At 66.7% G+C, this 19,087-nt stretch carries 17 protein-coding genes and 3 tRNA genes; 13 read left to right on the top strand and 7 right to left on the bottom strand.

Annotated elements, in window-relative coordinates; all coding sequences use genetic code 11:
- Positions 1–8: 8 nt before the first annotated feature.
- From BJ960_RS07835 to clpX, 9 genes are all read left to right on the top strand, one after another.
- Positions 9–854, top strand: coding sequence for an ATP-binding cassette domain-containing protein (locus tag BJ960_RS07835; protein ID WP_185986871.1), 846 nt, complete (start codon positions 9–11; stop codon positions 852–854).
- A gap of 73 nt (positions 855–927) precedes the next feature.
- A tRNA-Asn gene (locus BJ960_RS07830) sits at positions 928–1,000 on the top strand.
- A gap of 57 nt (positions 1,001–1,057) precedes the next feature.
- Positions 1,058–1,591 carry a gamma carbonic anhydrase family protein gene (locus tag BJ960_RS07825; RefSeq protein ID WP_185986870.1) on the top strand — a complete coding sequence of 178 codons (534 nt, stop codon included), beginning with the start codon at positions 1,058–1,060 and terminating at the stop codon, positions 1,589–1,591.
- Positions 1,592–1,701: 110 nt separating this feature from the next.
- A tRNA-Gly gene (locus BJ960_RS07820) sits at positions 1,702–1,772 on the top strand.
- A gap of 208 nt (positions 1,773–1,980) precedes the next feature.
- Positions 1,981–2,055 (top strand) — tRNA-Pro (locus tag BJ960_RS07815).
- 60 nt (positions 2,056–2,115) lie between these two features.
- Positions 2,116–3,663, top strand: a complete 1,548-nt coding sequence (gene tig / locus BJ960_RS07810) for a trigger factor (protein ID WP_185986869.1) — start codon at positions 2,116–2,118, stop codon at positions 3,661–3,663.
- 165 nt (positions 3,664–3,828) lie between these two features.
- The gene (locus tag BJ960_RS07805) at positions 3,829–4,413 is read left to right on the top strand and encodes an ATP-dependent Clp protease proteolytic subunit (RefSeq protein ID WP_121072025.1); all 585 of its coding nucleotides are present in this window, start codon (positions 3,829–3,831) and stop codon (positions 4,411–4,413) included.
- A 21-nt stretch (positions 4,414–4,434) separates the two neighbouring features.
- A complete protein-coding gene (locus tag BJ960_RS07800) occupies positions 4,435–5,106 on the top strand; it encodes an ATP-dependent Clp protease proteolytic subunit (RefSeq protein ID WP_237463477.1) in 672 nt (223 codons plus the stop codon).
- 130 nt (positions 5,107–5,236) lie between these two features.
- On the top strand, positions 5,237–6,508 hold the full coding sequence (gene clpX / locus BJ960_RS07795; RefSeq protein ID WP_121072021.1) for an ATP-dependent Clp protease ATP-binding subunit ClpX: 1,272 nt from the start codon (positions 5,237–5,239) through the stop codon (positions 6,506–6,508).
- Here the strand turns inward: clpX and BJ960_RS07790 are convergent.
- Complete coding sequence (locus BJ960_RS07790; protein WP_185986868.1) at positions 6,505–6,996, bottom strand: hypothetical protein; 492 nt, start codon at positions 6,994–6,996, stop codon at positions 6,505–6,507. The two genes, clpX and BJ960_RS07790, sit on opposite strands and share 4 nt — an antisense overlap.
- Here BJ960_RS07790 and BJ960_RS07785 point away from each other — a divergent pair.
- Positions 6,995–7,336: a hypothetical protein gene (locus BJ960_RS07785; protein WP_185986867.1), complete on the top strand. Its 342-nt coding sequence runs from the start codon at positions 6,995–6,997 to the stop codon at positions 7,334–7,336. The two genes, BJ960_RS07790 and BJ960_RS07785, sit on opposite strands and share 2 nt — an antisense overlap.
- Before the next feature lie 43 nt (positions 7,337–7,379).
- Here BJ960_RS07785 and valS read toward each other — a convergent pair whose 3' ends face one another.
- From valS to BJ960_RS07770, 3 genes are all read right to left on the bottom strand, one after another.
- On the bottom strand, positions 7,380–9,965 hold the full coding sequence (gene valS, locus BJ960_RS07780; protein ID WP_185986866.1) for a valine--tRNA ligase: 2,586 nt from the start codon (positions 9,963–9,965) through the stop codon (positions 7,380–7,382).
- Between the two features lie 111 nt (positions 9,966–10,076).
- Complete coding sequence (locus tag BJ960_RS07775; RefSeq protein ID WP_185986865.1) at positions 10,077–11,888, bottom strand: ATP-binding cassette domain-containing protein; 1,812 nt, start codon at positions 11,886–11,888, stop codon at positions 10,077–10,079.
- Positions 11,888–13,138, bottom strand: coding sequence for an ABC transporter permease (locus BJ960_RS07770; RefSeq protein WP_185986864.1), 1,251 nt, complete (start codon positions 13,136–13,138; stop codon positions 11,888–11,890). The genes BJ960_RS07775 and BJ960_RS07770 overlap by 1 nt, the downstream gene beginning before the upstream one ends.
- A gap of 102 nt (positions 13,139–13,240) precedes the next feature.
- Between BJ960_RS07770 and BJ960_RS07765 the strand changes: the two genes are divergently transcribed.
- From BJ960_RS07765 to BJ960_RS07755, 3 genes are all read left to right on the top strand, one after another.
- On the top strand, positions 13,241–13,864 hold the full coding sequence (locus BJ960_RS07765) for a TetR/AcrR family transcriptional regulator (RefSeq protein WP_185986863.1): 624 nt from the start codon (positions 13,241–13,243) through the stop codon (positions 13,862–13,864).
- Positions 13,865–13,984: 120 nt separating this feature from the next.
- Entirely contained in the window at positions 13,985–14,458 is a 474-nt protein-coding gene (locus BJ960_RS07760; RefSeq protein ID WP_185986862.1) for a MarR family winged helix-turn-helix transcriptional regulator, read from the top strand.
- A gap of 94 nt (positions 14,459–14,552) precedes the next feature.
- Entirely contained in the window at positions 14,553–15,539 is a 987-nt protein-coding gene (locus tag BJ960_RS07755) for a diaminopimelate dehydrogenase (protein WP_185986861.1), read from the top strand.
- Positions 15,540–15,613: 74 nt separating this feature from the next.
- On the opposite strand, the gene BJ960_RS07750 is transcribed toward BJ960_RS07755, so the two are convergent.
- From BJ960_RS07750 to BJ960_RS07740, 3 genes are read right to left on the bottom strand one after another with little or no spacing between them, the layout of a single operon-like run.
- On the bottom strand, positions 15,614–16,525 hold the full coding sequence (locus BJ960_RS07750) for a glycine betaine ABC transporter substrate-binding protein (RefSeq protein ID WP_185986860.1): 912 nt from the start codon (positions 16,523–16,525) through the stop codon (positions 15,614–15,616).
- Positions 16,526–16,579: 54 nt separating this feature from the next.
- Complete coding sequence (locus tag BJ960_RS07745) at positions 16,580–17,521, bottom strand: ABC transporter permease (RefSeq protein ID WP_185986859.1); 942 nt, start codon at positions 17,519–17,521, stop codon at positions 16,580–16,582.
- Positions 17,518–18,873, bottom strand: coding sequence for a quaternary amine ABC transporter ATP-binding protein (locus BJ960_RS07740; protein ID WP_121072007.1), 1,356 nt, complete (start codon positions 18,871–18,873; stop codon positions 17,518–17,520). Before BJ960_RS07740 ends, BJ960_RS07745 begins: the two co-directional genes overlap by 4 nt.
- Positions 18,874–19,087 lie beyond the last annotated feature (214 nt).

Raw genomic sequence — 19,087 nt, 5'->3', positions numbered from 1 at the left:
GTGAGCGTGTGGCACATCCAAACCTCGACGCAGACCCCGTCCTGATCGCCTCGGATCTCTCGCTGAGGTATCCGGCACACGCTGGCGGGCGCGCCTTCCAGGCCGTCGAGGGTGTGAGCCTTGACCTCCCCCGCGGGGGAGTGCTCGCCGTGCTCGGCGAGAGCGGTTCTGGCAAGTCGACGCTGACGCGCTACCTCGCTGGGCGGGGCACGGAGGGCGACAAGAACGCCCGCATCAAGTCCGCCGGCGGCGTCGGCAAGGCGCTCGATATGCCGCTGGATCGCCTGACCCGCCGATCGCGTTCGCGGCTGACGGCCTACGTCGGCCACCTCTCGCAGGACGCCGGAGCGACCCTCACCCCGGAGCTCAACGTGGGCGATGTGCTGTTCGAGCCGATTCAGGAGCGGGTGCGCAACTTCGACCGCGAGCCGCTCGGGGAAATCGTCGCCGAGATGATGGACATCGTCGCGCTGCCGCTCGCGAAGCTGCAGGAGTACCCGTACGAGCTGTCGAAGGGGCAGCGCCAACGCGTCGCCGTGATGCGTTCACTCATGCTCGACCCGACGGTGCTCATCGTGGACGAGCCGACGCTCGGAGTCGATGCGAACAATCGCCCGAAGATCGTTGATCTGCTCAAGTGGTACCGGAAGCGCACCGGCGCCTCGATGGTCCTCGTGAGCCACGACATCGGGATGCTCGAGGCGCTCGCCGAGGAGGTCATCGTACTGCAGCAGGGCCGCATCGTCGGTCGCGGCGAGATCAACTCCATCTTCCGGCGCACCGAGCACGACTATGTCCGCAGGCTCGCCGACGCGCTCCGGTCCACCGCGTACGACGAGATCGCCGAGGAGTAGACGCGCCCGGGGAACCGTGATTTGCGTGGCCCGCGAGACGCTTGGTACGCTAGTCGAGTTGCTGCGGCAATATTCCCCTGTAGCTCAGTTGGCAGAGCGCTTGACTGTTAATCAGGATGTCGCTGGTTCGAGCCCAGCCGGGGGAGCAACGAAGGCCCTTACTCTTGAGTAAGGGCCTTTTTGTCTACCCAAAGGAGTGTGCAATGACGAAACACCACGGCCAGATCATCCCCGTCGCACCATACGGCGCGCCCGAGGTGCACGAGAGCGTGTGGCTCGCTCCGGGCTCGTTCGTCGTCGGCAACGTGTCGATCGGTCGCGACTCGAGCATCTGGTACAACGCTGTCGTGCGGGGCGACTCCGACGCCGTGCGCATCGGCGAGCGCACGAACGCGCAGGACGGCGTCGTGATCCACACCTTCCGCGGCCAGGCGACGGTGATCGGCGATGACGTGTCCATGGGGCACAACGCGGTGGTGCACGGCGCGACGGTCGAGAACGGGTGTCTCATCGGGATGAACGCGACAGTGCTCAACGAGGCGGTCGTGGGGGAGGGGAGCCTCGTCGCAGCCGGCGCAGTCGTCCCGCAGGGGATGGTGATCCCGCCGCACTCGCTCGTCGCGGGCGTGCCGGCGCGGGTGGTGCGTGAACTGCGGGATGAGGATCGCGAGTCGGTGCGCCGTAACTCGGAGGTCTACCTCGACTACACGAGCAACCACCGCGCCGCCACGAGCTAGGCGCGCTGTCGGCGGCCGAGACGCGCCGGGGCGGGGGCGCGTTCGCGCCACGCGACGAACATGCAGTATGCTCGATGAGTCGCGCAAGCGCCAGACCATCTCGGTGGTCCGGGGATGTAGCTCAATGGTAGAGCCTCAGTCTTCCAAACTGATTACGCGGGTTCGATTCCCGTCATCCCCTCGAATGAGCCCCTCACTCCGGTGAGGGGCTCTTGGTTTCTGGGCGGCCGGGCCACGATGACACTCCCGGAGGCCCCGCTCCGCCGCGTGTTTTCGCGGAAATCGAGGGCTTTTGCCCCGTAAACAGCGCCCGGTGTGCTGATTTGCCAAGGTTTGGACTAGGATTGGTCAGGTTGCGCGCTGTGAGCGTAACCGTGAGACGAGAGTCTCGGGGCGTAGCTCAGCTTGGCTAGAGCGCCCGCTTTGGGAGCGGGAGGTCGCAGGTTCGAATCCTGTCGCCCCGACAAGGGTCGCTTGGCCCGACACAGGCTGATAGCAGCATGATCCGACGATGAGAGGCCAAATTGCCGAAGACGAAAGCTGAAAAGCTCACACCGACCCGCACGAAGCTGACCGTTACCGTCACGCAGGACGAGCTCGCTCCCTACCTGAAGAACGCGTACAAGTCGATCGCCGAGCAGGTCTCGATTCCTGGCTTCCGCAAGGGCAAGGCACCGGCGCAGATCATCGACCAGCGCTTCGGCCGCGACTCGGTCATCTCCGAGGCCGTCAACCACTCGCTCGACGACTTCTACCAGGCAGCAGTCGCTGAGGCTGGCGTTCGCCCGATGGGCCGCCCGTCAGCCGACATCGAGAAGATGCCCGAGGCGGCAGACGCGGCGAGCGAGCTCGTACTGCTCTTCGAGGTCGAGGTTCGCCCCGAGTTCACGCTTCCCGATTACACCGGACTCGCGATCACCGTCGACGAGGCCGAGATCGACGAAGCCGCTGTTGAGGCGGAGCTCACCAGCCTGCGCGAGCGCTTCGGCACCCTCGTCACCGTCGACCGCCCCGCAAAGACCGGCGACTTCGTCGAGCTCGACCTGACCGCGAAGGTCGACGGCAAGGAAGTTGACCAGGCGAGCGGCGTGTCGTACGAGGTTGGCGCTGGCAACCTGCTCGCCGGCACCGACGATGCTGTCGAGACCCTCACCGCTGGTGAGACCACCAACTTCACCTCGCAGCTGCTCGGCGGCGAGTACGAGGGCCAGGACGCAGAGGTTGAGCTCACGCTCACCGCTGTGAAGGAGCGCGAGCTTCCCGAGGCCGACGACGAGTTCGCACAGCTCGCGAGCGAGTTCGACACCATCGCTGAGCTCCGCGAGAGCCTCAAGGAGCAGGTCTCGCAGGCTTCGGTCTTCGCGCAGGGCCGCCAGGCACGCGACGCGTTCACCGAGACGCTCATCGAGCAGGCGGAGATCCCGATCTCCGAGGAGCTCGTTGAGGAAGAGGTGCACCGTCACCTCGAGGGCGAAGGCCGTCTCGAAGACGACGAGCACCGCGCAGAGGTGCGCGTCGCGAGCGAGAAGCAGATCCAGATGGAGCTGCTGCTCGACGCAATCGCCGAGCGCGAGAACGTCACGCCGACGCAGAACGAGCTCTCCGACTACATCTACCAGTCGGCGCAGCAGTACGGCATGGAGCCGACTCAGTTCCTCCAGGCGATCAGCCAGGGCAACCAGCTGCAGGTCATCCTCGCAGAGGTCACCCGCAACAAGGCGCTCGCTGTTGCGCTCGGCAAGGCGACAGTCACCGATAAGGCGGGCAAGCCCGTCGATCTCGGCGCGTTCGTCGCGGTAGACACCGAGGACGACGCAGAGGACGCCGACGAGGCTCCCGAGGCCGTCGCCGACGAGAAGCCCGCCAAGAAGTCTCCCGCGAAGAAGGCCGCTGCGAAGTCGGACGACGCCGAGAAGCCCGCGAAGAAGGCTCCGGCCAAGAAGGCAGCCGCGAAGGACGACGCTCCCGCAGCCGACGCCGACGAGGAGGCCAAGAAGGCAGCTCGCTCGGCCGCAGCCAAGAAGGCAGCCGCCACGCGCGCCGCGAAGAAGGCCGCTGCCGAAGAGAAGTAGCTCTTCGACGCACCAGTCATGAAGAAGTCCTCGGCCACATCGGCCGGGGACTTCTTCGTTTCCAGCGAACAACGCGCTCCCACGCAACGCCCACGGCGAACACGCGAGCGCGGGCCTTTCGCAGTCGATACTCTCGAATCAAGCAACTTACGAATGGAGCGCCGAATGGCTGAACAGTCGCCCGTGAACAGCGTGTTCGACCGCCTGCTGAAAGACCGAATCATCTGGCTCGGTTCTGAGGTGCGCGACGACAACGCAAATGAGATCTGCGCAAAGATCCTGCTCCTTGCGGCGGAGGATCCGGAAGCGGATATCTACCTGTACATCAACTCGCCTGGCGGGTCGATCACCGCAGGTATGGCGATCTACGACACGATGAGCTTCGTGCCGAACGACATCGTCACCGTCGGCATCGGCATGGCCGCGTCGATGGGGCAGTTCCTGCTCACCGCAGGCACGAAGGGCAAGCGATACATCACCCCGAACGCCCGCGTTCTGCTGCACCAGCCGCACGGCGGCTTCGGCGGTACCGCGAGCGACATTCAGACGCAGGCGCAGCTCATCGTTTCGATGAAGAACCGCCTCGCTGAGATCACCGCGAAGCAGACCGGCAAGTCCGTCGAGCAGATCAACGAGGACGGGGATCGCGACCGCTGGTTCACCGCCGAGGAAGCGCTCGAGTACGGCTTCGTCGACTTCATCCGCGATTCCGCCTCCGAGGTTGTCGGCGGCGGCGGTACGAGCAAGTAGTCCGATAGGAAGACAGAAATTATGACGAATCTCTACATGCCGCAGGGTGGCTCTGCTGATCGCATGATGCCCGACTCCCGCTACGTGCTGCCCACCTTCGAGGAGCGCACCGCCTACGGCTTCAAGCGCCAGGACCCCTACGCGAAGCTCTTCGAAGACCGCATCATTTTCCTCGGCGTCCAGGTTGACGACGCCTCGGCGGACGACGTGATGGCTCAGCTGCTCGTGCTCGAGAGCCAGGACCCCGAGCGCGATATCACGATGTACATCAACTCACCCGGTGGCTCGTTCACCGCGATGACGGCGATCTACGACACGATGCAGTACGTGCGCCCGCACATCCAGACCGTGTGCCTCGGACAGGCGGCCTCCGCCGCAGCCGTGCTGCTCGCTGGCGGCACGCCGGGCAAGCGCCTCGCGCTGCCGAACGCGCGCGTGCTCATCCACCAGCCCTCGAGCGGACAGGGCGGCCACGGCCAGGCCTCCGACATCGAGATCCAGGCTCGCGAGATCCAGCGGATGCGCGAGTGGCTCGAGGAGACGCTGTCCAAGCACTCGAAGCGCTCGATCGAGGAAGTACACACGGACATCGATCGCGACAAGATCCTGAGCGCCCAGGAGGCGTTCGAGTACGGACTCGTCGACCAGGTGCTGACGAGCCGCAAGAATCCGCAGCCCGTCATCACCCAGTAGCGACAGCGTTCGATAACAGTGTGATTACAAGCTGACGGCGCGCGGCCCGAAATGGCGGCGCGCCGTCAGTCATTGTCGGGGGTCACTACTAGGCTCGAAGCGTACATGCGGCGCGAGGAGGTTTCGGAATATGGCGCGTATAGGCGAAAGCAGCGAAGTGCTGAAGTGCTCGTTCTGCGGTAAGTCTCAGAAGCAGGTCGCGCAGCTCATTGCCGGCCCGCAGATCTACATCTGTGACGAGTGCGTCGCACTGTGCAACGAGATCATCGAGGAGCGGCTCTCCGAGCATCAGCCGGCCGAAGCGAGCGACTTCACGCTCCACAAGCCGCGCGAGATCGCGGACTTCCTCGACCAGTACGTGATTGGCCAGGACCGCGCGAAGCAGTCACTCGCCGTTGCCGTCTACAACCACTACAAGCGCGTCCGCGCGGCGAGCGCCATCACCAGCGCAGAGTTCGCGACCGAGCAGGTCGAGATCGCCAAGTCAAACATCATGATGATCGGCCCGACCGGCTGCGGCAAGACGTACCTGGCCCAGTCGCTCGCCCGACAGCTCGGCGTGCCGTTCGCCGTCGCAGACGCCACAGCGCTCACCGAGGCCGGCTACGTCGGCGAAGACGTCGAGAACATCTTGCTGAAGCTGCTGCAGGCCGCGGACTTCGACGTCCAGCGCGCCGAGACTGGCATCATCTACATCGACGAGATCGACAAGATCACGCGCAAGGCCGAGAATCCGTCGATCACCCGCGACGTCTCGGGGGAGGGCGTGCAGCAGGCACTCCTGAAGATCCTCGAGGGCACGGTCGCGTCGATCCCGCCGCAGGGCGGACGGAAGCATCCGAACCAGGAGTTCATCCAGCTCGACACGACGAACGTGCTGTTCATCGTCGCTGGCGCGTTCTCCGGGCTCGAGGAGATCATCGCCCAGCGCCTCGGCAAGGGCGGCATCGGCTTCGGCACCCCCATGGGGAGCAAGCGCGACGAATCCGAGCTGTTTGCAGAGGTGCAGCCGGAGGACCTGCACAGGTTCGGCCTGATTCCCGAGTTCATTGGCCGACTGCCCGTCATCGCGACGGTCGACCCGCTCGACACCGAGGCGCTACAGCGCATCCTTACCGAGCCGAAGAACGCCCTCGTGAAGCAGTTCCAGCGCATGTTCGAGATCGACGATGTCGAGCTCGAATTCGAGGACGCAGCCCTGGCGGAGATCGCGAACCTTGCGGTTGCTCGCAAGACCGGCGCGCGCGGCCTGCGATCGATCCTCGAGACCGTGCTCGGGCCGGCGATGTTCGAGGTGCCGTCGAACGACGACGTCGCGAAGGTCGTCGTCACCCGAGAAGCAGTGCTCGAGCAGGCACCGCCGCTGCTAGTGATGGCCGAGAGCGGGCGCGAAAGCGCCTAACCGACGACCTGGGCGATGTCGTAGCTCAGCAGGACCGCGCCATCATCGCCCGCCATGGTCACGGCCGTGACCTCGAGCGCGGGGGAGACGAGCGTCGCCGTGCGTCCGCCGTCTCCGGTCTCTGCCTCGTCTGACGCGGCGAAGCCAGATCCCGTCACCACGGCGTCCCAGAGCGTGTTCGCCGTGTCCTGATCCGGCGCACGCAACACGACGTACCAGCTCCCGAAGCCGCGGCTACCGGCGTCGTCGACGACGGCGCCCTCGGGGACGACGAAGTCCGCTGGGAAATCGTCAGGGAGCTCCGCGGACTTCTCGTACGCTTCCTCGGGATTCGGCTCGGCCCAGCTCCCGCCCTCGGGCTCAACCTTCTCGGTGAGGTCCCTGCCGTCGGGGCTCACGGTGTCAGGCTCCGGCGCACATCCGGCAAGGAGTGTCGCCGCAAGTCCAAGCGCGATGGCGCCGGCTGCGAGTCGGGGTGTCGTCGTCATGTCAGCTCAACCAATCGTCGTCGTCATCGTCGTGGTCATCGGCAGCTGGCCGGACGCCAGTGGCGTCGCCCGCCGCGGAACCGGCGCCAGGCCCGCCGGCTGCGGGTGGAACCCGCTCGGTCACGCGGCCGGTGGCGTCGACGCCGATATCGGCTCGCACCGTTCCCGCCGCGTCGATGAGCTCGACCCGCGGGCGGCCCTCAAGCCACGTGAGCGTCCAGGAGCCCCCGGCGCGAGCTTCCTGGCTGGCATCGTCGAGGCGCCGCTCGGCGGCGGCGATAGCGGGGTGCAGCAGCCCGGGCACACCGGGGTGCGGTGGCTGCCCCACCTGCCAGCGTGACCCGAGCTGCATGCGTTCCCTCGTTCTCTAGTGTGCGCCGGCGCTACTCGGCGGACTCGACGGTGATCTCGGCCACCTGCGTCTCAGTGACGTCGGCGGCCTCGATGCGGAGCTCGGCGATCCGCCCAACGTCGGCGAGGTCACCAGCCGCGAGTTCGAGGCGGGCGGCGTCAGTGGCGGGCGCGTGGATCACCGCGAGCGTGACCGGGGTGCGCTGCGATACCTTCGCATCCGTCTTCGCGCCGCGCACGCCGATGAGTGCGCCGCCGACGAGTGCCAGCAGGCCCGCATCGGCGTCAGCGCCGACGAAGTCGTCGAGCTCGGTCGCGAGCGGCCAGTTCGCGGTGTGCACGGAGCCCTCCTCGAACCACGACCACACTTCCTCGGTCGCGTACGGGAGGAACGGCGCGAGCAGGCGCACGTACACCGACAGCGCCGCACGCAGCGTGGTCACGGCGGACGCCTGGGCTTGGCCGGTCCCGCCGTGCGCGCGCTCCTTGACGAGCTCAAGGTAGTCGTCACAGAACGTCCAGAATGAGGACTCGGTGAGCTCGAGCGCGCGTGCGTGGTCGTACGACTCGAACGCGCGGGTCGCATCGGCGATGACGCCAGCAAGGCCAGCGAGCATGGACCGGTCGAGCGGCTCCGAAACCGTGCCGGCGGCGCTCGCGTCGAACGACAGCGTGAACTTCGCCGCGTTCAGCAGCTTGATCGCGAGCCGGCGGCCGATCTTGATCTGGGTTGGGTTCTGCGGATCGAACGATGCGTCGGTGCCGAGCTTCGCCGAAGCCGCCCAGTAGCGGACGGCGTCCGAGCCGTGCTGATCGAGCATGCCAGCCGGCGTGACGACATTGCCCTTCGACTTCGACATCTTCTTGCGGTCGGGGTCCAGAATCCAGCCCGAGATGCCCGCGTGACGCCAGGGAAGCGTGCCCGACTCGAGCTCGGAACGCAGCAGCGTCGAGAACAGCCAGGTACGGATGATGTCCTGGCCCTGCGGGCGCAGGTCAAACGGGTAGACAAGGTCATAGAGTTCCTCGTCGCGCTCCCAGCCGCCCGCGAGCTGCGGGGTGAGCGACGACGTGGCCCAAGTGTCCATCACGTCGACCTCGCCCTGGAAGCCGCCGGCCACGCCCCGCTGCTCAGCGGTGTAGCCCGCCGGGACGTCGCTCGACGGGTCGACGGGCAGCTGGTCGGCAGTCGGCACGATCGGCTCGTCGAAGACGGGGTTGCCGTCCGCGTCGAGCGGGTACCAGACGGGGATCGGCACGCCGAAGAACCGCTGGCGCGAAATCAGCCAGTCGCCCGAGAGGCCCTCGACCCAGTTCTCGTAGCGCACACGCATGAAGTCGGGGTGCCACTCGAGTTCCTTGCCGTGCGCGAGCAGCCGCTCGCGCAGCGCCTCGTCGCGGGCGCCGTTCTTGATGTACCACTGACGCGTTGAGACGATCTCGAGGGGCTTGTCGCCCTTCTCGAAGAACTTCACCGGGTGCGTGATCTTGCGGATCTCACCGGTGAGCTCGCCCGATGCCTGCAACAGCTCCACCATGGTCTGCTTTGCGCTGAACACCGTCTTGCCTGCGATCTGCGCGTACGCCTCGCGACCCGACTCGGAGGTGATCGCGGCCGGCGCCTCGCTGATGACGCGGCCGTCGAAACCGAGGATCGCCCGGTTGGGGAGGTCGAGCTCTCGCCACCAGATGACATCGGTGACGTCGCCAAACGTACAGATCATCGCAATGCCGGTGCCCTTGTCCTGCTTTGCGAGGTGGTGCGCGACGATCGGCACCTCGACGTCGAAGACCGGGGTGCGCACCGTGGTGCCGAACAGTGGCTTGAAGCGCTCGTCGTCGGGATGCGCGACGAGCGCGACGCAGGCCGCGAGCAGCTCGGGGCGCGTCGTGTCGATGAGGATGTCGCCGGAGCCGTCCGACTTGTGGAATGCGAGCGTGTGGTAGGCGCTCGGCTGCTCGCGATCCTCGAGCTCGGCCTGAGCGACGGCGGTGCGGAAGGTGATATCCCACAGCGTCGGTGCCTGCGCCTGGTAGGCCTCGCCGCGCTCAATGTTGCGCAGGAAGGCGAGCTGGGACGCGCGCAGCGAGTCGGCGCCGATCGTACGGTAGGTCTGCTTCCAGTCGACCGACAGGCCGAGGGTGCGCCACAGCGCCTCGAACTGCTTCTCGTCCTCAATCGTGAGTCGCTCACAGAGTTCGATGAAGTTTCGGCGTGAGATCGGCTGCTGGTCGGCCGCCTTGACGCTCTTGCCGTCGCCACCGTCGTGCGGCGGAACAAAGCCCTCGACGTAGGGGAGCGACGGATCGCAGCGCACGCCGTAGTAGTTCTGCACGCGCCGCTCCGTCGGGAGCCCGTTGTCGTCCCACCCCATCGGGTAGAAGACCCGCTTGCCGTTCATGCGCTTGTACCGCGCGACCGTGTCAGTGTGCGTGTACGAGAACACGTGGCCAACGTGCAGCGAGCCTGACGCCGTGGGCGGGGGAGTATCGATGCTGTAGACGTCGTCGCGCGACGCTCCCTCGCGATCGAAGGCGTACGTGCCGGATTCCTCCCAGACCGCACCCCACTTCGCTTCCAACCCTTCGAGTGCCGGCTTATCGGGGATCGCGCTCATGCTTCGCTCCGCTTTCTCGACGCCGCGGAGAACGCTGGGGTCGTGGTCAGTGTGGACGGCACCGCGTAGTCGAGCGCAACGGGGGCGCTCTGGTGCCTGATGGTCTGCCATCTATCCTAGCGCCGGACCCCCGCCGCGCCGTTCAGCCCTGAGCGAGTCGAGCAGCATTGTTTCGTCGAGCGTGGCGGGCACCCGCGCGACCTTGGCGTCGATACCCGACAGAGCTTCGCTGACCACCCGCGGGTCCGCCCCCGGCAGGCGCACGGTGCGACCGTCCAAGAGCACCGGGACCCCGCCTGCGTCGAGGCGCGCAAAGGCCTCGTCCCAGCGCTCGGCGATGACCGCGACGGAGTGCTGGGCGGCGGTGATTTCCGCCACGGAGCCAGCGGCGACGACCACACCGTCGCCTAGGATGACGAGGCGATCGCACTGCTCGGCCTCCTGCATATAGTGCCTACTCACGAGGATTCCCATGCCGTCGTCTGCCCGCAGCCGGAGCGACTTCCACAGCTCAGCCCGGCTGAGGGCGTCCATGCCGGATGTTGGCTCGTCGAGGACGAGCAACTCAGGATCGTGCAGCATCGCCACGGCTGCAGCGATGCGGCGCCGGGTCCCCAGCGGCAGCGTCGCGACCGGGCGGCGCCCGAAGGAGGCCGCGAGCGACAGCGTTGCGGGCGGGGCCGCGACGCCGAACACGGAGGCTGCGAACTCGACATTCTCGCGGGCCGTGAGCCCGGGGTAGAGCCCGAGCCCCTGGGACACGTAGCCCAGCCGTCGCCGCGCCGCCAATGTGGGCGCGCCGCCGAGCAGTGTGGTCGCGCCGGCGTCCACAGCTTCCAGGCCGAGCAGTGCACGGATGAGCGTCGTCTTTCCCGCCCCATTGCCGCCAAGCAGGCCGACGATCTCGCCCTGACTGACCTCGAGTGACACCCCCGTGAGCGCCGCGTGCGTGCCGTAGTAGCGTGACACCCCTGCGGCGGACGCGAGCACGCGCTGCGTCCCCTTCCCGGCCGGCTGGCCCTCGTCTCGCAGCGGGCCGGACAGGCCCACCCGGACCGCCGGCGAGTCTGCGGTCGGGGCGCCGCGTGCGAGCAGGAGTGCGATGCTCGCGGTCTCCACGTCGATGGGGGCCGGGCGAAACGACGGGCCGGGCGCCTCCCCGTCGCTCGCGGTCCACGAGTACGCGTCGGTGCCGCGCCGCCAGCTCGTGCCCCGCCGCAATACGGGCGCGCTGTCCGCCGCCGCGACTGGCGCGAGCCACACGCGGCCCGGTGTCGCTGACGCAACGGCCGACGCGTCTCCTGCGGCGAGCACTGTGCCCTCTCCGAGCAGAAAGAGGGAGTTCGCCCGTTCGGCCTCGTCGAGATAGGTGGTCGCGAACACAACTGTCGCGCCCGCGGCAGCGGTGCCAGCGATGAGCCGCCACACCTCGGATCGACTGATCGGGTCAACCCCCGTGGTGGGCTCATCGAGGAGCACCAGGTCGGGTTCATGCAGCGTCGCGAGGATGATCCCGAGTTTCTGCCGCATCCCTCCCGATAGGCGCCCGGCGAGCCGATCCTCAGCGCCGAGGAGCCCGGCGCGCGAGAGCATCTCGGACGCGCGCGCCCGTGCGTACGCTCGGTCGAGACCGTACACGTTCGTCACGAAGTCGAGGTTCTCCGCGACCGAGAGGTTTCGCCACACGCCCGAGTCGGCGGGCTGGTAGCCGACGCGATGCCGATCCGTCGGCAGCCCGGTGAGCGATCCAGACGCAGGGCTCAGGCGGCCTGCGAGGAGGCTCAGCAGCGTAGACTTGCCAGCCCCGTCGCCACCGATCACGGCGGTGACGCTGCTCGGGGCGAACGTCCCGGTGAACGGCCCAAGACGCAGGCGGCCAGCGCCGGATACGGTGACCTCGTCGAGTTCAACGTGCGCACCCATTAGGCTCGCCCCCCGCGGCCGAGAGCTCCAGCCATCCGACGGGTTGCAGCGCCGAACACGACGACCGCCATCGCCGCCAGCACGACGAGGGGAAGCCACAGGCTCCCCAGATCGGCGGCGCGCAGCATCACCCCCTGGGAGATTTCCCGGAACCATGTGAGGGGGAGGACGTAGCCAATCCAGCGCACCCCGCCCGGCATCGCCTCGAGCGGGAAGATCAAGCCGGAGAGCAACACCTGCGGCACGACAAAGAGGATCGCCATCTGTATGGCCTGCCCCGTGTTCTCCGACGACGACGAGATGAGGACGCCAGCGCCAAGCACGACGAAGAGGAAGACGAGGGAGGCGAGCGCAAACAGCCAGATCGACCCAGTGAAGGGGACGCCAAACAGCCACACCCCAAGCGCGGTCACCGCGACCATGTCGACGAGGGCCAGGACGAAGTACGGAACGATCTTGCCGAGAATAATGGCTGACGGGCGAAGCGGCATGACCGCGAGTTGCTCGAAGGTGCCGGCTTCCCGCTCGCGTACGAGGCCAATGCTGGTGATGAGCGCTCCGATGAACAGCAGGATGAGCCCGATGAGCCCGGGAACCATGACCCACGAGGTTTTGAGGTCGGGGTTGAACGCGACGGTGATGTACTCCGCAGCATCGACGTCGGGCGGAGTGAACTCGGGGAGCCGGGGGAACTCCGGCAGCGCGATGTTCGGCGGGCCACCGCCCGTTGCAGCGGCGCCGATGGCAGCCTGCACCGCGGCCTCGAGCGCCGACTCGGCCTCGGCGATCTGGGCAGCCGCATCCTCTCGTTGTGCCTCGGCAACGTCCTGGGCGTCGGACGCGGCAATCCGCATGAAGACGCCCTGGGCGGCCTGCGCTGTGAATAGGGCGCTCCCGTCGAGTGTGATGGCGAGCCGGTCCGCGAGGGGCGCGTCGGCGTCGGCGTCCTTCCGTTGGGTGATCACGGCGTCGACCTGCTGGTCGCGGAGCAGCGCGTCTTGCTCGGCCTGGCTCGCGCCGGGAGACACCGTCGCAATGTGAAGCTCGTCTGCCGCGACCGCGTTCGCGCGCAACGACGTGGCGAGCGAGTCGGCGCCCGTGCCGGTGACCGCCACGGAGATCTTGTCCACCGAGAAGTTGGCGGCATAGCCGAAGATCACGAGCAGCACGACTGGCAGCACGATCAGCATCGCGAGTGTGCGTCGGTCGCGCGAGAGTTCGCGGAACTCTTTCAGGATCAGTGCTCGCATCGAAACCTCCCGAATTCATCGTCTGGTGAATTGAGTGTAGAACATTTCCTCGCACAATGAAATAGTCACTGCGCTGCTAGCCTGAAGCTGGAGGAGGCAGACATGTCCGAGCAGCAGGGGTCGACGCCACGCCGGGGGAGGCGCCCCGGCGACGAGGCGATGCCGGAGAAGATCATGGACGCCGCCGCCGCAGAGTTCGCCGAACGGGGGTACCAGGCGGCAACGATGCGCCGGATCGCGGCGGCCGCCGGCGTCGACCCTAAGCTCGTGCACTACTACTTCGGAACGAAGGAGCAGTTGTTCACGGCCATGATCGAGGCGGCGTTTCGCTCATGGGGGTTCCCGGAGATGCTGGCCGACCGACCCGCGGACACTCCGGACTCGACGGGCGCGCGCTACCTCACCGCGGTGCTCACCATGCTGGAGCATCCGGGCATGGGGCCGGCGTTCATCGGCCTCCTCAGAAACCTCGGCACGCACGAGGAGTCGCGAAGAATCTTCGTGAGCTTCGTCTCGACACAGCTCATCTCACGGCTCGCCCCGATGCTCCCGGAACCCCTCTCTGAGACGCGAGTCGCGCTCGCCGGTAGCCAGATGCTCGGGCTCGTGTTCGCGCGATACATTCTGAGGCTGCCCGAGCTCGCGGAGCTCTCGATCCCGGATCTCGCCGCGGCCATCGGCCCAACGATCGACCGCTACTTGATCGGAGACATCGGCCCCGCGTAGCCGACGGGCGATGTCCACCGTGCTGCGTCCCCACGGCCACACCGCCCAGATGTGCGTGCAACCCAAGGGGAACACGTTCGAAAGTGGGTGTGTTGTGCACAACCTATATAGACTGGGGGTATGCGAGAGATCGAACGGCAGATGCTGGGCGCACTCGCGACGGTTGCCCGCCAGTGGGGCGCAGTGCCCGCCGACGGCCAGGTAGCCGAGCGTGTCGGCCTAGATATCGAAGACAGCGAAATTCGGATCATTTACCTCCTTGGCGCCCGTACGAGCGAGCTGCGGCCCGCTGACGTTGCGGACATGCTTGGCGTCACCCGGCCCACCCTGTCGAAGTCGCTGACGCGGTTGCGAAACGCCCATCTCATCGAGAGCACGGTCACCGAGCAGGACAGACGGTCGGTCTACGTCAGCCTCTCGGAAGAAGGCAGGGACGCGTATCGCCGGCTCGTCGATCTCGGAATCGGGCTCATCGATGAGGCGAATGCCGACATGAGCAAGGAGGAGCTGCGGCTCGTCGGGAACTTCCTGGATCGGTTCGTGCGCGGGCTTGGCGGGCCCGCTCCGATCGTCCTCCCGCCGGTCCCCAGGTAGCCGCCGACCCGGTAACACTGCGACATAGAGCCTCTTCCGCCCTCTACGATTATGAGGTCGCGGGTTCCGTCTTCCGCGGCAGGAGGAAGAGACTATGACAGAGCGCATTCGCGTCGGCATCGTTGGCTACGGCAATCTGGGCCGCGGCGTTGAGACCTCAATCGGCCTGAACCCCGACCTCGAGCTTGTCGGCGTATTCAGCCGCCGCGACCCTGTGACCGTGCAGACCGCTGCCGCGTCGACTCAGGTGTTCGCAATCGCTGCACTCGCTGATTTCACCGACAAGATCGACGTCCTCATCCTCTGCGGGGGCTCCAAGAGCGACCTGCCCGAGCAGACGCCTGAACTCGCTGCGCGGTTCACCGTCGTCGATAGCTTCGACACGCACGCGAAGGTCCCCGAGCACTTCGCTGCCGTCGATGCGGCTGCGGCGAGCGCCGGCACCGTTGCGGTCATTTCGACAGGCTGGGACCCCGGGCTGTTCTCGCTGAACCGCCTCTTCGGTGAGGCGATTCTGCCGCAGGGCAACACCTACACGTTCTGGGGCCGCGGCCTCAGCCAGGGCCACTCGGACGCGCTTCGCCGTATCCCGGGGGTCGCGGGTGCGGTCCAGTACACGCTCCCGTCCGAGAGCGCCATCGAGCGAGTGCGCGCGGGGGAGAATCCTGCGCTTACGACGCGCGAACAGCACGACCGCGAGTGCTTCGTTGTGTTGGAGGACGGCGCGGACGCGGATGCAATTCGCGAGGCGATCGTCACCATGCCTGACTACTTTGAGCCATACGATACGACGGTGCACTTTATCACCGCCGAGGAGCTCGCGCGCGACCACGCAGGCATGCCTCACGGCGGCTTCGTCATCCGCTCGGGCGAGACGTCGGAGGGCGTCAACCAGACGATCGAGTATCGTCTCGCCCTCGACTCGAACCCGGAATTCACGTCGAGCGTGCTCGTGGCCTACGCCCGCGCCGCCGCACGCCTCGCTGCGACCGGCGCGACCGGCGCGTTCACGCCGTTCGATATCGCGCCCGGGCTGCTCTCCCCGAAGACGCCCGCACAGCTCCGCGCCGAGCTGCTCTAGCCCTCGCGCACGCGACGGCGGGCTGCGTCGAACCGACAGGTTCGACGCAGCCCGCCGTCGTGTGGCGCCTGTCGTTAGGCGATGATGCCGGGGTAGGCGTCAGCGTTGTCCTTCAGCCACTCCTGGACGGCACCCTCGGGGTCGCCCTTGTAGTCATCGCTCGTGATCAGGCTCTCGAGCGCGCCGTACGCGTCGTCGTCGAGCTTGATGCCTTCGATGTAGTCGGCCGCCTCCGGGAATTCCTCGCCGAAGCCGAGCTTGCCGAGGAAGTGCAGCCCCTCGGTCCCGCCCATGGCGCCCTTCGGGTCAGCCAGGTCCTTGACAGGGAACGCGGCGTTCGCCCAGAACGGGCGCCAGAGCGTGACGACAACATCCTCCTCGGCGTCGATCTTCGACTGCAGCGTTGCGAGCATCGCGCCCGTCGACGACGTCACGAGCTCGTATTCACCCTCAAGCCCATACTCGGGGAGCATGACGTCCTGCGTCTGCGCGGTGAGGCCGGCGCCCGGCTCGATGCCGATGATCTCGCCGCCGAAGCGGTCGGCCTTGCCCTTGAGATCCTCGATCGAGTTGATGTCGTCCATGTACTCGGGCACTGCGATCGTCAGCGAGGCGCCCTCGTAGTAGGAACCGAGGTCCTCGATCTTGTCGCCGTACTTGTCCATGTACTGCGAGTGGGTGGCCTCCGACCATGCCGACGGGTACATGTCGAAGTCGCCGTTTGCCAGGCCAGCGTAGATGACCGCGGCGTCGGTGAGTTCTTCCATCTCGACGGTGTAGCCGAGCTTGCCGAGCTGGTCCTCGAGGAGGTACGCGGTGCTCATGCCGTCGGTCCAACCTGGCATGAAGCTCAGGGTGATGGTGCCCTTGGAGTCACCATCCCCGCTGCCACCTTCGGTATCTCCCGCGCCGTTCGAGCAGCCGGCGAGCGCGAGGCTGCCCGCTGCCGCGAGTGCGATGGTGGTTATGAGGTGACGCTTCTTCATAGTTTCCTTTCGTCCGCACATGCGTGCGGGGTTGGGGTGTGGGTCAGTTGAGTCTTAGTTGGCCGTCGCCGACGCGACCGCGGCTGCGGGCTGTGGCTCCGAGCGCGACGCGGTCCGGCGGGCGCTGCGCCGCCGCGCGAGGGTGCTCCGCAGCGACTGCGTGTACTCGGCCGGCGTGCCCAGTGCTGCCGTGATCCTGTCGAGGAAAACGGCGAGGATGACGACCGCAAGTCCGGCCTCGACGCCCTTCGCGATGTTGAGCGTCGCGAGGGCCGCCACGACCTCCTTGCCGAGGCCGTTGGCGCCCGACATTCCGGCGATGACGGCCATGGACAGGGCGAGCATGATCACCTGGTTGATACCGGCGAGGATCGTCGGCATCGCCAGCGGCAGCTGAATGCCGCGGAGAATCTTGCCTGGCGTGGACCCGAACGCGTGTCCCGCCTCGACGGTTTCCGCGTCGACGCCGCGAATGCCGAGCTCAGTGAAGCGTACGCCCGGGGGCAGCGCGAACAGCACGGTCGCGAAGACGCCGGGGACGAACCCGACCGCGAAGAAGGTCACGGCAGGAATGAGGTACACCAGCGACGGCATGGTCTGCATGAAATCGAGGATCGGCCGAATGACCGCGCTAAAGCCGTCGGATTTCGCGGCGAGAATGCCGAGTGGCACGCCGATGATCACCGCAATGAGCGTCGCGATCACGACGAGGGCGAGCGTGAACATCGCGTTCTCCCACTGCGACATGCCGATGATCAGGGTGAGCGTCACGAGCGTCCCTGCGCCGAACTGCCAGGAGCGGATGAGCCACCCCAGCAGCGCGAGCAGGATGATGAGCGCGGGAGCGGGGACGGCGAGCAGGCCGTCTGCGACGCCCTCGACGAGTGACTTCACCACGAGCGAGATGACGTCGAGCGCGCCGTCAAACGTCGACTTGATCCAGTCGAATGCTGTGGCGACCCAGCTCCCGATCGGGATGCGATAGAAGTCGTTCACAGTGCGCCTCCTTCAGCCGGGGCGAGGTCTTCGGTCGCGGTCGCGCCCTCACCCGTCGCCTCCAGGGTTGCCGTGATGATGGCCCGCGGCACGTCCGGGGTGGGCTCGATGACGGGAATCTCAGTCGTCATCGTGGGCAGGCTCGTGAGTGACGCGAGCAGCGTGACCCTCGGGACGACGCCGATGAGGCGATCCTGATCGTCGACGACAGCGACCGGCAGGGGGCTCTCCACGGCGAGCTCGAAGAGCTCGGCGATCAGCTGGTCGGGGGAGACGATCGACGGCGTTGGTTTGAGCGCGTCGCCGATGTTGGTCCCGCCGTCACGCACGAGGCGGAGCATGTCCTTGTCGCGGACAACGCCGATGAGCTTGCGCCCCGCTGACGTCACGAAGCAGGCCGACGTTTGCAGGTCGCGCATGGCCTTCAGCGCCGCACGCGGCCCGGCCGACGCGGGCACCACCGCGCGCGGTGGCTCCATCACATCGCCCGCGGTGAGTACGCGGGCGCGGTCGACGTCCTGCACGAACTGCGCGACATAGTCGTTCGCGGGATCGGTGAGAATGTCGTTTGGCGTGCCGAGCTGGACGATGCGCCCGTCGCGCATCACCGCGATCCGGTCGCCGAGGAACATCGCCTCGTTGAGGTCGTGGGTGATGAAGACGATCGTCATGCCGAGTTCCTGCTGGAGTTCGACGAGCAGCTCCTGCATCTCACGGCGAATGAGCGGGTCGAGCGCCGAGAAGGCCTCGTCCATGAGCAGGATCCGGGTGCCGGCCGCGAACGCGCGGGCGAGCCCCACGCGCTGCTGCATGCCGCCGGAGAGCTCGGACGGGAGCGCGTCGGCCCAGCCGTCGAGCCCGACGCGGCTGAGCCAGCCGCGTGCGCGTTCGTTTCGCTCGTCGACAGGGACGCCCTGGATCTCGAGACCGTACGCGGCGTTCTCCAGCACCGTCCGGTGCGGGAAGAGCGCGAAGTGCTGAAACACCATCGACATCTGCTCGCGCCTGACCTTGCGAAGGTCTCCGGCGCTCATGCCGACGATCTCGTTTCCAAAGACGCTGATCGAGCCGTCGGTCGTGTCGCCGAGGCCGTTGAGTAGGCGGATGAGTGTGGACTTTCCTGAGCCCGAAAGGCCCATCACGACGAAGATCTCTCCGACGCGCACGTCGAAGCTCGCGTCGATCACGGCAGCCGTACCTAGCGGCTTGACTTCCTCGCGGCTGGCGCCGGCCCGGAGCCGTTTTGCGGCCTCCTTCGAACGCCGGCCAAAGACTTTGTATGCGTGGTCAACCGAAATGGCGATTTCGTCGACCTCCGAGTTGACTGTCGCGTCAACATTTTGGTGAGACATTTTCCTCCTGTGCGGTGATTCCGCGGATTTTCGGCGCTCCAAATGCCGCTTCGGTGAAGCGGCGGTTGAACCGAGAACCCTTCTTCGACGCTATCCCGCTTCGACCATCGAGCGTTAACACCTGATTCACAGATAACTCGTCGATTCCTGCGGGGATCAGGCATAAGTCCAATTTACGGTTGTTACCCATTCGTTACCCAATGGCGAGTGAATC

Origin of the sequence: Leucobacter aridicollis (assembly GCF_013409595.1) — a bacterium.
Classification (GTDB): domain Bacteria; phylum Actinomycetota; class Actinomycetes; order Actinomycetales; family Microbacteriaceae; genus Leucobacter; species Leucobacter aridicollis.
The sequence above is the reverse complement of the archived record's forward strand: the minus strand, read 5'-3'. Positions and strand labels throughout refer to the sequence as shown.